The sequence below is a fragment of the Streptomyces sp. NPDC088157 genome (genome assembly GCF_044741545.1).
GTDB lineage: Bacteria > Actinomycetota > Actinomycetes > Streptomycetales > Streptomycetaceae > Streptomyces.
This window is the reverse complement of record NZ_JBIUSU010000002.1, coordinates 224,601-238,542: the sequence shown is the minus strand read 5'-3', so window position 1 is coordinate 238,542 and position 13,942 is coordinate 224,601. Positions and strand designations below refer to the sequence as shown.

Genomic DNA, 13,942 nt, shown 5'->3' with positions numbered 1-13,942 from the left:
GCCGACACGAGAGAGGCCGACGGAGATGGAATTCGACGCTCAGGGCGGCAAAGGGCTGGACGGGCTGGATCTCCGGTTGCTCTCGGCGCTGGAGGTGAACGGGCGGGCCTCCTTCAGCAGACTCGGAGGGGTCCTGGGCGTCTCCGACCAGACGGTCGCGCGCCGCTACCGCCGACTCCGTGCCGAGGCCGGGCTGAGGGTCGTCGCCGTCCGGGACGCGGAACGCCTCGGACAGGACCAGTGGATGCTGCGCCTGCGCTGCGTTCCCGACAGCGCCACGGTCATCGCCGACGCGCTCGCCAGACGCCCCGACACGCAATGGATCGGCCTGGGCTCCGGCGGCACCGAGATCGTCTGCATGAGCAGGCCCCGCCATCCCGGCGACCACGACGACCTGCTGCTCGGCAAACTCCCGCGCACCCCGAGCGTCGTGGAGATCCGCGCCCAGCAACTCCTCCACCGCTTCTACGGCGGGCCGACCGGCTGGCTGCGGAAGTTCAACGCACTGGACGAGGGGCAGGTCGCCGCCCTGGCACCGCGTCCCGACCCGGCGGCGACGACCGCGACGGGGCCGGCCCGTATCGACCCCGAGGACGAACCCCTGCTCGCCGTCCTGGAACGCGACGGCCGCGCCGGCTACCCCGAACTGCAGCGCGCCACCGGCCGTTCCGAGTCCGCCGTCAAACGCCGCCTCGCCGCCCTGCTCGCCTCGGGCGCCGTCTTCATCGATGTCGAGTACCACTCCGAGTGTGTCGGCCACCCCCTCGCCGCGGTTCTGTGGATCACCACGGCGCCGTCCGCCCTGCACGCGGTCGGGGAGGCGCTCGCGACCCACGACGAGATCGCCTTCGCGTCAGCCACGGCCGGCCCTTCCCACATCGTCGTCACCGCGGTGGTCAGGGACACGGCCGGCCTCTACGCCTACCTCAGCGGGCCCCTGGGACAGCTGGAGGGCGTCCAGCACGTGGAGGCGACGCCGTTCATGCGGCGGGTGAAGCAGCTGACGTATCAACAGACTGTGGACGGTAGGCGATAGGCGGTAGGCGGTAGGCGTAGGGGTGTAGGCGGCGGGCGAATGGACAGCAAGCCGTGGGCAGGTAACCGGTCGGCGGACGAAGTGGTGCTGTAGCGGCTGTAGCCGGTACTTGGCGGGCATATGGCAGTCGGTATGCAGTATTCATGGGGCGGGATGCGGCATACGGGCCGTTCAGTCGGTGGCGGCCCTCGGCAGGTCGAGCCGTCGCCCCGAGCCCGCCGCCCGTCGGTGCAGGCGGTCGCCGCCCGCGAGGATCGCGGACGCGAGCGCGTCCGCAGCGCCCTGCGCCGAGCTCCGTCTGCGTCCGTGCACCAGCACGAAGTCGACCCGCCCCAGCTCCGGCAGCCCCGCCCGCTCCGGGATCCGCACCAGGCCCGGCGGGATCAGACCCCGTGAGTGAGCCATCACGCCGAGGCCGGCCCGGGCCGCCGCGATGAGGCCGTTGAGGCTGCCGCTCGTACACACGATCCGCCAGGGCCGCCCCTGTCGCTCCAGCGCCTCCAGGGCCAGGGCGCGGGTGATGCCGGGGGGCGGGAACACGATCAGCGGGACCGGACGGTCGGCGTCCAGACGCAGCCTCTCGGCGCCGATCCACACCAGCCCGTCGTGCCACACCGGTTCGCCCCGCGGATCCTCGGGGCGCCGCTTGGCCAGCACCAGGTCCAGCTTGCCGGCGGTGAGTTGTTCGTGCAGGGTGCCCGACAGTTCCACCGTCAGTTCGAGATCGACCTCGGGATGGTCGTAGCGGAATCCCTCCAGAATCTCCGGCAGTCGCGTCAGCACGAAGTCCTCGGAGGCGCCGAACCGCAGCCGGCCGCGCAGCCGGGTGCCGGTGAAGAACGCCGCGGCCTGCTCGTGGACGTCCAGGATCCGGCGCGCGAACCCGAGCATGGCCTCCCCGTCCTCCGTCAGCTCCACGGAGTGCGTGTCCCGGGTGAACAGCGCCCGCCCGGTCGCGTCCTCGAGGCGCCGCACGTGCTGGCTGACCGTGGACTGACGCAGTCCCAGCCGTCGTGCCGCCTGCGTGAAACTCAGCGTCTGGGCGACGGCGAGGAAGGTGCGCAGATGAGAGGGCTCGTACACGCCCGTCACAGTAGCCCCTCCACACCCCGTTATCGCGATACGTGATGACAGTGAGAGCGGTATACCGGATTCCCGATCACGAGGCGCGGGAGGACGATGGGGAGGGGCTCTCCGGGCCCCTGCGCAAGCCCTCGAACCGCACGTGGAGCACCGTGAAACGCCTGCACTGGCCGAGCTGGATGCCGGTCGACCCCTACATCCTGCTGTTGCTCGGGACCGTCGGGCTCGCGGCGCTGTTCCCGGCACGCGGCGCCGCCGCCGACGTCGCCTCCGGCGCCTCCACGGCAGCGATCGCCTTTCTCTTCTTCCTGTACGGCGCCCGGCTCTCCACCCGTGAAGCGCTGGACGGAATGAAGCACTGGCGGCTCCACGTGACCGTCCTGGCCTGCACTTTCCTGGTCTTTCCGGTGCTGGGCCTGGCCGCGCGCGGCCTTGTCCCGGTCTTCCTCACCCACCCGCTCTACCAGGGGCTGCTCTTTCTCACCCTCGTCCCGTCGACCATCCAGTCGTCGATCGCCTTCACCTCCATGGCCCGGGGCAATGTGCCGGCCGCGATCTGCGCCGGTTCCTTCTCCTCGCTGGTCGGCATCGTCGTCACCCCGCTGCTGGCTGCCGGGCTGCTCGGCAGCAGCGGCGGCGGCTTCTCCGCGGACTCGCTGGTCGAGATCGTGCTGCAACTGCTCGTACCGTTCGCCGCGGGACAACTGTTGCGCCGCTGGATCGGCGGGTTCGTCACCCGGCACAAGAAGGTGCTGGGGCTGGTCGACCGCGGCTCGATCCTCCTCGTCGTCTACACCGCGTTCAGCGAGGGCATGGTGAAGGGCATCTGGCACCAGGTCAGCGCCGTACGGCTGGGCGGGCTGCTCATCGTCGAGGCTGTTCTGCTCGCCGTGATGCTCGCCCTGACCTGGTACGGCGCCAAGGCGCTGCGGTTCAACCGTGAGGACCGCATCGCGATCCAGTTCGCGGGGTCCAAGAAGTCCCTCGCCTCGGGGCTGCCCATGGCGAGCGTCCTGTTCGGCGCGCATGCCTCGCTGGCGGTGCTGCCGCTGATGCTCTTCCACCAGATGCAGCTGATGGTGTGCGCGGTCATCGCCAAGCGCCGGGCGAGGGATCCGCTGGAGGAGCCGCGGGAACGACTCGACGAGCGGTCGGCGGCCGCGGCGTGAGATGGTCGCCGGTCATCGGTATACAGCCGCCCGTCGCCCGTCGCCCGTCGCCCGTCGCCCGTCGCCCGTCGCCGACCCCGTGCTCGTGCCCGTAGGCAGTCGCCGTGCCCGTCGCCCGAAGGCGGTCCCCGTGCCCGTAGGGCGGTCGCCGGTGGTCGGTCCACGCCGGTGAGGCGACAGGCCACGGTACGCAATCCGCGGTCGGCCTCGTCCCCGGCTGTCGTCGATGCCCGGCATCACGGCACCATGACGACCTTGCCCACGTTGCGCCGTGACGCGATGGACGCGTGCGCCTCGGCAGCGTCCGTCAGGACGAACTCCTTGTGCACGGCGGGCTTCAGCGTCCCCTCCTCGAACAGGCGCCACAGCTCCCGGCGCCATTGCTCGTACGACTCGGGCTTCCCGCGCGCCATGTGGGCCAGCTGGAAGCCGATCACGGACTTCGCGCCCACCAGCAGGTCGTAGGCCCGGACCGTGCCGCCGCCGGAGCTGTACGCCACCAGTCGTCCGCCGGGTGCGAGGGCCGCGACGGCGGGCGTGAGCAGGCCGCCGCCGACCGCGTCCAGGACGTAGTCGACGTGGGCGCCCCAGTCGTCCCGGTCGTAGGTGAGGACGTCGTCGGCGCCCAGCGCCCTCACGAAGTCGGACTTCGCCGGGTGGGACACGGCGCCCACGACCCGGCTCGCGCCGCGCGCCCGCGCGAGCTGCACGGCGAGGTGGCCGACCCCGCTCGCGGCGGCGGTGACGAGGGCCGCCTCACCGGGTTCGGGCCGCGCGGCGGTGAGGGCGCCCAGCGCGACCAGGCCGCTGCGGACCAGGGCAACCGCGGCGACCGCGCTCGCGTGGTCGGGGACGGGTGAGGCGATGGCCTCGTCCAGGAGTGCGAAGTCGGCGTAGCCGTGGCCGAAGCACAGGCCGGTCACCCGCTCGCCGACCCGGAACCGGGTGACCCCGTCCCCGACGCCCACGACCTCCCCGGCGATCTCGCCCCCGAGCGGGATCGGCTTCGGGGCCTCCGTGACCTTACGGACGACGGGCAGGGTGACGCCGATCGCCTCGCAGCGCACGAGGAGTTCGCCGGGTCCGGGTTCGGGGACGGGCGCCTCCTCCACGAACAGCGGGCCGCCGGTGAAGTCGTATCGGACGCGACGCATCGCACCTCCAGAAATCGTTGGAGGTCCCAACGGTATCCAGAGTTCGTTGGGAGGTCCAATGAATTCTCGGTAGGGTGTGACCATGCCCGAAGCGCCCCTCTCCGCCATCCGCACCCTCCCCAGCTGGCTCCTGGGCCGGGCCGCCGCGCGGGGTCGCGCGCTCGTGGCCGACGCCCTCGCCGTCGAGGGCGTCAAGATGTGGCACCACGTCGTGCTCTCCGCCGTCCGCGACCTCGCCCCCGTTGCGCAGGCCGACCTCGGCCGCAGTGTCGGACTCGACCCCAAAGATGTGGTCGGCATCCTCAATGACCTGCAGTCCGCGGGACTCGCCGTGCGTGAACCGGATCCGGACGACCGTCGCAAGAACGCCGTGTCGCTCACCGAAGAGGGCCGACGGCTGCTCCGGCGCTGCGAGCTGGCGGCTCGGGAAGCGAACGGCGAACTTCTCGCCCCGCTCTCCGCCGCCGAACGCGACGCCTTCATGGGCATGCTGATCCGGATCTCCGGTACGGAGGGCTGACGGCGGATAACGTTCTGTCATGACCGCAGCTCTCCCACTCGTCCCCGCGCGCAGCGCCCTCGTCCTCGTCGACCTGATGGACCGCATCGTCGCGCTGCCCCTGGAGCCCCGCAAAGGCACCGAAGTACTGTCGACCGCCGAGGAGTTGGCGTCGGCGTTCCGCTCGGCCGGCGCGCTCGTCGTCCTCGTCCGCGTCGAGCGCCCCGGCATCGCCGAGCAGCCGCCCGGCAGTGGGCTGGTCCAAGGGCTGTTCCATGACGGTGACGTGGAGATCGTCAAGCGGACCATCGGCGCCTTTCGGGGAACCGGCCTGGACGAGCGGCTCCGCGAACGCGGCGTGACCACCCTCGTGCTCGGCGGTGTCGCCACCAATCTCGGCGTCGAGTCGACCGCCCGTGCCGCCGGCGACCTCGGTTACGACCTGGTCTTCGTAGAGGACGCGATGTCGGCTCTCACCGCGGCCGAGCATGAAGCGTCGGTGAAGCTGGACTTCCCCCGGCTGGGGACGGTGACGCGTGCGAGCGACGTGTGCTTCACGAGCGGTTGAGGTGGGCCGGATGCGGCACGGGCCGAGACGGAGGGGTGGGGCGGGCCGAGGCGGGGCCCGTGCGGCGCAGGGGGCGCTCCCCGCCGGTCGGGGCCCCGCCGCCGTGCAGCGGGGAACCGGGTCAGCCCTGGGCGGCCGCGGTCCGCAGGGTGATGCGGTCCTCGCCCGCGTACACGTTCATGGAATGCCCCCGCAGGAAGCCCACCAGTGTCAGCCCGGTCTCCGAGGCCAGGTCCACGGCCAGGGAAGAGGGCGCCGAGACCGCCGCGAGCACCGGGATTCCCGCCATCACGGCCTTCTGTGCCAGCTCGAACGAGGCCCGGCCCGACACCATCAGGATCGTCCGCGACAGCGGCAGGTCCCCGTTCTGCAGGGCACGCCCGACCAGTTTGTCGACCGCGTTGTGCCGGCCCACGTCCTCCCTCGCGTCCAGCAGCTCGCCGTCCTCGGAGAACAGGGCCGCGGCGTGGAGTCCCCCGGTCCGGTCGAAGACCCGCTGGGCCTCGCGAAGCCGGTCGGGGAGGCTCGTGAGCAGTGCGGGCTCGATCCGGAGCGGGGGAGTGTCGGCGATGGGCCAGCGGGTGGTCGTACGGACCGCGTCCAGGCTCGCTTTGCCGCAGAGGCCGCACGAGGAGGTGGTGTAGACGTTCCGCTCCAGGGTGATGTCCGGGATCGTCACGCCGGGCGCCGTCCGGACGTCCACCACGTTGTACGAGTTGAACCCTCCCCCGTCCGTCGCCCCCGCGCAGTAGACGATATTCAGCAGATCGGTCGCGGTGGCCAGTACGCCTTCGCTGACCAGGAAACCGGCGGCCAGCGCGAAGTCGTCACCGGGCGTGCGCATGGTGATGGCCAGTGGTTTGCCGTTGAGCCGGATCTCCAGTGGTTCCTCGGCGACCAGGGTGTCCGGCCGGGTGGAGACGACTCCGTCCCTGATGCGGATCACCTTGCGGCGTTCGGTGACTCGTCCCATGTCGTGATCAGCCCCGGTTCTGTACGTGCTGGTAGCCGAAGCGGCCCTTGATGCAGAGATTCCCGTGGGTCACCGGGTTGTCGTGCGGTGAGGTGACCTTCACGATGTCATTGTCCTGCACATGGAGCGTGAGGTTGCAGCCCACCCCGCAGTAGGCGCATACGGTGGTGGTCCGGGTCTGTGCCGACTCGTCCCAGTTTCCGGCCGCTCGCCGGTCGTACTCGGACTTGAACGACAGCGCTCCGGTCGGGCACACCTCGATGCAGTTCCCGCAGTACACGCAAGCCGAGTCGGTCAGCGGGGCGTCGTGCTCGACGGCGATCCGGGCGTCGAAGCCGCGTCCCGTGACGGAGATCGCGAACGTGTTCTGCCACTGGTCACCGCAGGCGTCCACGCACTTGTAGCAGAGGACGCACTTGTCGTAGTCGCGTACGTACAAGTCGTTGTCGATCTTCGGTTCCTCGTTCAGCCGGGCCGCGTCGGGGCCGAAGCGATCCGGCTTCGCGTCGTACTCCTTGATCCAGTCCGCAACCAGGGGTGTCGTGGACAGGTCGACCGAGGACGCGAGCAGTTCAAGAACGATCTTGCGGCTGTGGCGGGCGCGCTCGGTGTCGGTACGGACCTCCATACCGGGCTCCGCCGTGCGGGAGCACGCCGGCACCAGGGTCCGGGAGCCCTCGACCTCCACGACGCAGACCCGGCAGGCGTTCCTGGGGGTGAGCGTGTCGCCCTGGCACAGGGTCGGGACGTCCGTGCCCACGGCCCGGCAGGCGTCGAGGATCGTCGATCCCTCGGGAACCCTGGCCTCCCGGCCGTCGATCGTGAACTGCACCAGCCGCCGCGGGACTCCCAGCGGTATCGCGGTCATACGGCGGCTCCTGTGCGGACGGTCGCGGTCATTCGTACGCCCCCAGACGGTCGATGGCGGATTCCACGGCGTTCCACGCGGTCTGGCCCAGACCGCAGATCGAGGCGTCCCGCATGGCGCGGCCGACCTCGCGCAGCACGGTGATGTCTTCGGCGGCGTCGGCACCGGTCCGCTCCACGATCCGGTGCAGCGCCTCCTCCTGCCGCACGGTCCCCACCCGGCAGGGCACGCACTGCCCGCACGACTCGTCCCGGAAGAACTCGGCGATGCGCAGCAGCACCCGGGGTATCGGGACGGTGTCGTCGAAGGCCATCACCACCCCCGATCCGAGTGTCGCGCCCGCCTCCCGGGTGCCCTCGAAAGTCAGCGGGATGTCCAGTTCGTCGGGCCGTACGAAGCCTCCGGCCGCGCCGCCGAGCAGCACGGCGCGCAGGCCTTCGCCGGCCCCGGCGAGCGTGAGGAGTTCGCCCAGCGTCGCGCCGAAGGGGAGCTCGTAGACGCCGGGGCGCCCGACGCTGCCCGACACGCAGAACAGCTTGGGGCCGGTGGACCGGGCCGTGCCGATCGCCGCGTAGGCCGGTGCGCCCATGGTGAGGATCGGCAGCACGTTGACCAGCGTCTCCACGTTGTTCTCGACCGTGGGCCTGCCGAACAGGCCCTTCTCCACGGGGAACGGCGGCTTCGAGCGCGGCTCGCCCCGGTAGCCCTCGATGGAGTTGAACAGGGCCGTCTCCTCGCCGCAGACGTACGCTCCCGCCCCCCGCCGGATCTCGATGTCGAAGGCGTAGCCCTGGCCCAGGATGTCGTCGCCGAGGAGACCGCGGGCGCGTGCACGGTCGACCGCGTCCTGCATACGGTTCAGTGCGCGCGGATACTCGCCCCGCAGATACAGGTACCCCCTGTGCGCGCCGGTCGCGTACGCCGCGACCGTCATCGCCTCCACCAGCGCGTACGGATCGCCCTCCATGAGCACACGGTCCTTGAAGGTGCCCGGCTCGGACTCGTCGGCGTTGCACACGAGGTAGTGCGGGTGGTCGGGCTGGGACGCGGTGGCCTGCCACTTGCGGCCGGTGGGGAAGGCGGCGCCGCCGCGCCCGAGCAGGCCGGAGTCGGTGACCTCGCGGATGACCCCGGCGGGGCCGAGCGCGAAGGCGCGGCGCAGGGCCGTGTAGCCGCCGTGGGCCCGGTAGTCGTCGAGGGAGGACGGGTCGACCACGCCGACCCGGCTCAGCAGGATCAGCGACGGGTCCCCGGCCTGAGGCACCGCGTCCACCGCCGGCCGCTCCTCCGGGGCCGAGTCGGGGGCGCTCGCGGCGAGTACGGCCGCCTCGACGCTCGCCGGCGCCGCCACCGCCGTACGCACCGGGTCGCCCGCCCTGACCGCGAGCGCGGCCGGGGCGCGCTCGCACAGGCCGAGGCAGGGGCCGCGCTCGACGGTCACCCCGCTGCCGGGTCCCAGGCGCGACTCGACCCCGGCACACAGTCCGGCGGCGTCTGCGGCCGCGCAGGCGAGGTCCGTGCACACGTGGAGCACGGTCGCCGGTCGGGGCCCGACCGAGAACATCGCGTAGAAGGTGGCGACGCCGTAAGCCTCCGCCGGAGGCACGGTCAGACGGCGGCACAGATAGCCGAGGGCGCCCTCGCTGATCCAGCCGATGCGGTCGTTGATCGCGTGCAGCCCCGGAAGCAGCAGGTCGCGGCGGTTCCGGGCCTCGTGCCCGCCCCGCGCCCAGCGGAGATCCGCGTCCGAGCGGTCGGCGCCCTCCCACGAGGACTCCGGTGGGCCGAACAGGGCGTCCACGGCCGCCCGTTCGTCGTCCGTCGGCTTGCTGTCGCCGAAGTGCAGGTCCACGACGTCACCTCACACAGGTCGGGGCCGGGAGTTTCTCGATCCGGATCGCCGACGCCTTGAACTCCGCCGTCCCCGCGATCGGGCAATTGGCCTCGATCGTCAGCTGGTTGGTGTCCACCTCGTCGGGGAAATGCATGGTCATGAAGGCGAGGCCGGGCCGCAGGGCGGTGTCGATCCACACCGGTGCCCTCACGGATCCACGCCGTGAGCTCACCCGGACCTCTTCGCCGACGACGACCCCGTAGTGCTCCGCATCCTCCGGGCAGAGCTCGACGTACTCGCCGCGCCGCAGAGGAGATGCGTAACTCCCGCTCTGCACACCGGTGTTGTAGGAGTCGAGTCGCCGTCCGGTGGTCAGCCGGATCGGGTACTCCTCGTCCGTGAGGTCGACCGGCGGGTCGTGCCGTACAAGGCCGAACGGCGCACGCCTGCCCCGTCGTTCGGGCATTCGCTCCCACAACCGGCCGTGCAGATAAGCGGGTTCGACCCGGGCGGTGCTGGGGCACGGCCACTGGATGCCCTGGTGCTGCTCCAGCCGGTCGTACGTCATCCCGTAGTGGTCGGGGGACACCGACCTGAGTTCGTTCCACACGGCCTCGGCGTCCGCGTACTTCCAGTCGTGGCCGAGCCGTGCCGCCAGGTCGCAGAGGATGTCGATGTCCTCGCGCGCCTCGCCGGGCGGCGTCACGGCACGCCGCACCCGTTGGACCCGCCTTTCGCTGTTGGTCGTCGTGCCGTCGGTCTCCGCCCAGCCGGCCGTGGCGGGCAGAACCACGTCCGCCAACTCGGCGGTCCTCGTGAGGAAGATGTCCTGCACGACGAGGAAGTCGAGGGCCCGCATACGGCGCACGGCCTGTTCGCTGTCCGCCTCCGACTGGGCGGGGTTCTCCCCGATGCAGTAGACCGCCTTCAGCGAACCCTCCTCCATCGCCTCGAACATCTCCGTGAGGTTCAGTCCGTAGTGCGGCTGGATGACGGTGTCCCAGGCGGTCCCGAACCTCAGCCGGGCGTCGGGGTCGAGGATGTCCTGGAACCCGGGGAGGCGGTTGGGGATGGCGCCCATGTCGCCGCCGCCCTGGACGTTGTTCTGCCCGCGCAGGGGCTGGAGGCCGGAGCCGTAGCGGCCCACGTGCCCGGTCAGCAGGGACAGATTGATGAGCGCGCGCACATTGTCCGTGCCGTTGTGGTGTTCGGTGATGCCGAGGGTCCAGCACAGCTGGGCCCGTTCGGCGCGTGCGTACGCGTGCGCCAACTCCCTTATGGCTGCGCCCGGTACGCCTGTCACCTTTTCCGCGAGGGACAGGGTCCAGGGTTCCACGAGCGCCCTGTAGGCATCGAAGTCGCTGGTCGCGCGTTCGACGAACGCCTCGTTGGCCAGGCCCGCGTGGATGATCTCGCGCCCGATCGCGTGCGCCATCGGGATGTCCGTGCCGACGTTGAGGCCGAGCCAGCTGTCGGCCCACTCGGCGGTGGACGTCCGGCGCGGGTCGACCGCGTACATCCGGGCGCCGCTGCGCACACCCTTCAGCACGTGCTGGAAGAAGATCGGATGCGCGAAACGCGCATTGGACCCCCACATCACGATGACGTCCGTGTGCTCGATCTCCTCGTACGACGACGTCCCGCCGCCGGACCCGAAGGCGGCCGACAGGCCGGCGACGCTCGGCGCGTGGCAGGTCCTGTTGCACGAGTCGACGTTGTTGGTGCCCATGACGACCCGGGCGAACTTCTGCGCCACGTAGTTCATCTCGTTGGTCGCGCGGGCGCAGGAGAACATGCCGAACGCGCCGCGGTTGCGTTTCAGCCCCCGCGCGGTGCGCTCCAGGGCCTCTTCCCAACCCGCCTCGCGAAACGGTTCGTCGCGGGAGTCCCTGACGAGCGGCCGGGTGAGCCGGGTGTAGGTCTTCGGGGTACGGTCGCGTTTCCTCATGCGTGCTCCCCAGCGATCATGCGGCGCTCCTCAGCGCGAGCAGGTCCGAGATGGCGTGCACGGTGCGCAGGGTGGGCACCTCCACGCCGGTGATCTCCGCCAACTCGACGACGGCCGCCAGGAGTACGTCGAGTTCGAGCGGCTTGCCGCGCTCCAGGTCCTGGAGCGTGGAGGTGCGGTGGTCGCCGACCTTCTCCGCGCCCGCGAGACGGCGTTCGACGGAGACGCCCACCTCACAGCCGAGGGTCTCGGCGACCGCGAGCGTCTCGCGCATCATCGTCTCGATGACCTGACGGGTACCGCCGTGCAGGCACATCTGCCGCATGGTGGCACGGGCCAGCGCGCTGATCGGGTTGAAGGAGATGTTGCCCAGCAGCTTGAGCCAGATGTCGTTGCGCAGGGCCGGTTCCACCGGGCATTTCAGCCCGCCGGCCCGCATGGCCTCGCTGAAGGCCAGACAGCGGGTCGAGACACTGCGGTCGGGTTCACCGACGGAGAACCGGGTTCCTTCCAAGTGCCTGACGACACCCGGTCCTTCGAGTTCGGTGGCCGCGTAGACCACACAGCCGACGGCCCGTTGCGGCGCGAGCACCGCACTGACCGCGCCGTCCGGGTCCACGCTTTCGACACGCAGGCCGTCGTAGGGGCCGTCGTGTCGGTGGAAGTACCACCAGGGGATGCCGTTCTGGGCGGCGACCACCGTCGTGGAGCCGTGCAGCAGAGGCTCGATCAGCGGCCCGCACGCCGCGTACGAGTGGGCCTTGAGACCCAGGAAGACGAAGTCGACCGGGCCGATCTCGCCCGGGTCGTCGGTGGCGTGGGCACGGGCGGTGAAGTCGCCGCGCGGACTGAGCACCCGCACCCCGTCCCGCCTCATGGCCGCGAGATGCGGTCCACGGGCGACGAGATGCACGTCGGCGCCCGCGCGGTGGAGCGCTGCACCGACGTAGGCGCCGATCGCACCGGCGCCGAGGACTGCGACTTTCATTGTGAGGGAGCTCCGTTCGGTCGAGGGTACCGAGGAACTGTCGAATCCTGTCGACGAAATATTGTCTACAGTATGGAGGTTGAGGCGGCAAGGGTTCGCGCATGGTCCGGGACGTCACGGGCATGTCGACGCGGGGGCACCGAAAGGAAGTCCTGGGGCCGGTGCGCGACCCGGTCGAGGGAACCGGCTGGTCCGACCGTTCGGCGCAGCCTGGATACCGCTCACCGCATACTGTCGGCGCGCCGCTTTTCCCACACCCACGGCGGTTCCTACCGTCCAGGATTCATGAGTCCCCCTGTCGCACCGGCCGGCTGGAGCCGCTGGCTCGTCCCCCCGGCCGCCCTCTCGGTCCATCTCTCCATCGGCCAGGCCTACGCGTGGTCCGTCTTCAAGCCGCCGCTGGAATCCGCCCTCGGCCTCAGCGGCACGCAGAGCGCGCTCCCCTTCCAGCTCGCCATCGTCATGCTCGGCCTGTCCGCCGCCTTCGGCGGCACGCTGGTGGAGCGCAACGGGCCGCGCTGGGCGATGACCGTCGCCCTGATCTGCTTCTCGTCCGGCTTCCTGATCTCCGCGCTCGGCGCCGCCACCGAGCAGTACTGGCTGATCGTCCTCGGCTACGGATTCGTCGGGGGCATCGGCCTCGGCATCGGGTACATATCGCCCGTCTCCACCTTGATCAAGTGGTTCCCGGACCGGCCCGGTATGGCCACCGGCATCGCCATCATGGGCTTCGGCGGCGGCGCGCTCATCGCCTCGCCCTGGTCGGCGCAGATGCTGGAGTCGTTCGGTTCCGACAGTGCCGGCATCGCCCTCGCGTTTCTCGTACACGGGCTTTCGTATGCCGTGTTCATGACGCTCGGTGTACTGCTGGTGCGGGTGCCGCGCGGCACGCGGCCGGTCGCGGGCGTGCCCGGCGCCGTCGAGGGAGTGCAGGTCTCGGCGAGCAGCGCGGTGCGCACTCCGCAGTTCTGGTGCCTGTGGGTCGTGCTCTGTATGAACGTGACCGCGGGCATCGGCATCCTGGAGAAGGCCGCCCCGATGATCAGGGACTTCTTCGCCGACACCTCCACCCCGGTCTCGGTGTCCGCGTCCGCCGGCTTCGTCGCCCTGCTGTCCGCGGCGAACATGGCGGGCCGGATCGGCTGGTCCTCGACCTCCGACCTGATCGGCCGCAAGAACATCTACCGGGTGTACCTGGGCGTCGGTGCCCTGATGTACGCCCTCATCGCGCTGATCGGCGATTCGTCGAAGCCCCTGTTCGTGCTGTGCGCGCTGGTGATCCTCTCCTTCTACGGCGGCGGCTTCGCGACGATCCCCGCCTACCTCAAGGACCTGTTCGGGGCCTATCAGGTCGGCGCGATCCACGGACGACTGCTGACCGCCTGGTCCACCGCCGGCGTGCTCGGCCCGCTGATCGTGAACTGGATCGCCGACCGGCAGGAGGAGGCCGGAAAACACGGCTCGTCGCTGTACACCCTGTCCCTGTTCATCATGATCGGGCTGCTGGCCGTCGGCTTCGTCGCCAACGAACTCGTCCGGCCCGTCCACGCCCGTCACCACATCCCCGCCCAGAGGGAGGCCGCCGATGTCGAACGACAGCAGCCCGAGTCCGCAGCCTGACCGGCGCCCGCTGATCGCCTTCGCCTGGCTCTGGGTGGGGGCACCGCTCGCCTACGGGCTGTACGAGCTGGTACAGAAGGCGACGCAGTTGTTCACGGGGTAGGGGTGCCCGCGGGGGTGGATGTCCGGCGGGTACGCGTTCGGCGGTTGCTCGGGCGTCCGAGGGCTATGGGGAAGCCGACAACCAGGGAACGGGTTTCCT

Annotated in this window: 13 protein-coding genes; 6 read left to right on the top strand and 7 right to left on the bottom strand. The window is 70.7% G+C overall.

The features are described 5' to 3' along the window. Positions 1-25 precede the first annotated feature (25 nt). Positions 26-1,036 carry an Lrp/AsnC family transcriptional regulator gene (locus ACIPFH_RS07450; protein WP_401824108.1) on the top strand — a complete coding sequence of 337 codons (1,011 nt, stop codon included), beginning with the start codon at positions 26-28 and terminating at the stop codon, positions 1,034-1,036. 171 nt (positions 1,037-1,207) lie between these two features. Here the strand turns inward: ACIPFH_RS07450 and ACIPFH_RS07445 are convergent, their stop codons facing one another. Beyond that, positions 1,208-2,119, bottom strand: a complete 912-nt coding sequence (locus tag ACIPFH_RS07445) for a LysR substrate-binding domain-containing protein (RefSeq protein WP_401824106.1) — start codon at positions 2,117-2,119, stop codon at positions 1,208-1,210. Between the two features lie 152 nt (positions 2,120-2,271). Here ACIPFH_RS07445 and ACIPFH_RS07440 point away from each other — a divergent pair, with 152 nt between their 5' ends. Continuing rightward, entirely contained in the window at positions 2,272-3,288 is a 1,017-nt protein-coding gene (locus ACIPFH_RS07440; RefSeq protein ID WP_401824104.1) for a bile acid:sodium symporter family protein, read from the top strand. Between the two features lie 236 nt (positions 3,289-3,524). Here the strand turns inward: ACIPFH_RS07440 and ACIPFH_RS07435 are convergent, their stop codons facing one another. Then, positions 3,525-4,442, bottom strand: a complete 918-nt coding sequence (locus tag ACIPFH_RS07435; protein WP_401824102.1) for a zinc-binding alcohol dehydrogenase family protein — start codon at positions 4,440-4,442, stop codon at positions 3,525-3,527. Between the two features lie 82 nt (positions 4,443-4,524). Here ACIPFH_RS07435 and ACIPFH_RS07430 point away from each other — a divergent pair, with 82 nt between their 5' ends. Both ACIPFH_RS07430 and ACIPFH_RS07425 read left to right on the top strand, forming a co-directional pair. Then, positions 4,525-4,962, top strand: a complete 438-nt coding sequence (locus ACIPFH_RS07430; protein WP_401824100.1) for a MarR family winged helix-turn-helix transcriptional regulator — start codon at positions 4,525-4,527, stop codon at positions 4,960-4,962. Positions 4,963-4,981: 19 nt separating this feature from the next. Then, complete coding sequence (locus ACIPFH_RS07425) at positions 4,982-5,509, top strand: isochorismatase family protein (RefSeq protein ID WP_401824098.1); 528 nt, start codon at positions 4,982-4,984, stop codon at positions 5,507-5,509. A gap of 121 nt (positions 5,510-5,630) precedes the next feature. Here ACIPFH_RS07425 and fdhD read toward each other — a convergent pair whose 3' ends face one another. From fdhD to ACIPFH_RS07400, 5 genes are read right to left on the bottom strand one after another with little or no spacing between them, the layout of a single operon-like run. Beyond that, positions 5,631-6,482 (bottom strand): formate dehydrogenase accessory sulfurtransferase FdhD, encoded by an 852-nt coding sequence (gene fdhD / locus ACIPFH_RS07420; RefSeq protein ID WP_401824096.1) that lies wholly within the window; start codon positions 6,480-6,482, stop codon positions 5,631-5,633. A gap of 7 nt (positions 6,483-6,489) precedes the next feature. Then, positions 6,490-7,350, bottom strand: a complete 861-nt coding sequence (locus tag ACIPFH_RS07415) for a 2Fe-2S iron-sulfur cluster-binding protein (protein WP_401824094.1) — start codon at positions 7,348-7,350, stop codon at positions 6,490-6,492. Positions 7,351-7,378: 28 nt separating this feature from the next. Further along, positions 7,379-9,202, bottom strand: coding sequence for an NADH-ubiquinone oxidoreductase-F iron-sulfur binding region domain-containing protein (locus ACIPFH_RS07410; RefSeq protein ID WP_401824092.1), 1,824 nt, complete (start codon positions 9,200-9,202; stop codon positions 7,379-7,381). A 4-nt stretch (positions 9,203-9,206) separates the two neighbouring features. Beyond that, positions 9,207-11,132, bottom strand: a complete 1,926-nt coding sequence (locus tag ACIPFH_RS07405) for a molybdopterin oxidoreductase family protein (protein WP_401824090.1) — start codon at positions 11,130-11,132, stop codon at positions 9,207-9,209. A gap of 16 nt (positions 11,133-11,148) precedes the next feature. After that, positions 11,149-12,120 carry a 2-dehydropantoate 2-reductase gene (locus ACIPFH_RS07400; protein WP_401824089.1) on the bottom strand — a complete coding sequence of 324 codons (972 nt, stop codon included), beginning with the start codon at positions 12,118-12,120 and terminating at the stop codon, positions 11,149-11,151. A 285-nt stretch (positions 12,121-12,405) separates the two neighbouring features. On the opposite strand from ACIPFH_RS07400, the gene ACIPFH_RS07395 reads away from it, so the two are divergent. Both ACIPFH_RS07395 and ACIPFH_RS07390 read left to right on the top strand, forming a co-directional pair. Then, positions 12,406-13,740, top strand: a complete 1,335-nt coding sequence (locus tag ACIPFH_RS07395) for an OFA family MFS transporter (RefSeq protein WP_401824087.1) — start codon at positions 12,406-12,408, stop codon at positions 13,738-13,740. Next, complete coding sequence (locus ACIPFH_RS07390) at positions 13,706-13,843, top strand: hypothetical protein (protein WP_173877651.1); 138 nt, start codon at positions 13,706-13,708, stop codon at positions 13,841-13,843. Before ACIPFH_RS07395 ends, ACIPFH_RS07390 begins: the two co-directional genes overlap by 35 nt. The last annotated feature ends 99 nt before the right edge of the window (positions 13,844-13,942 follow it).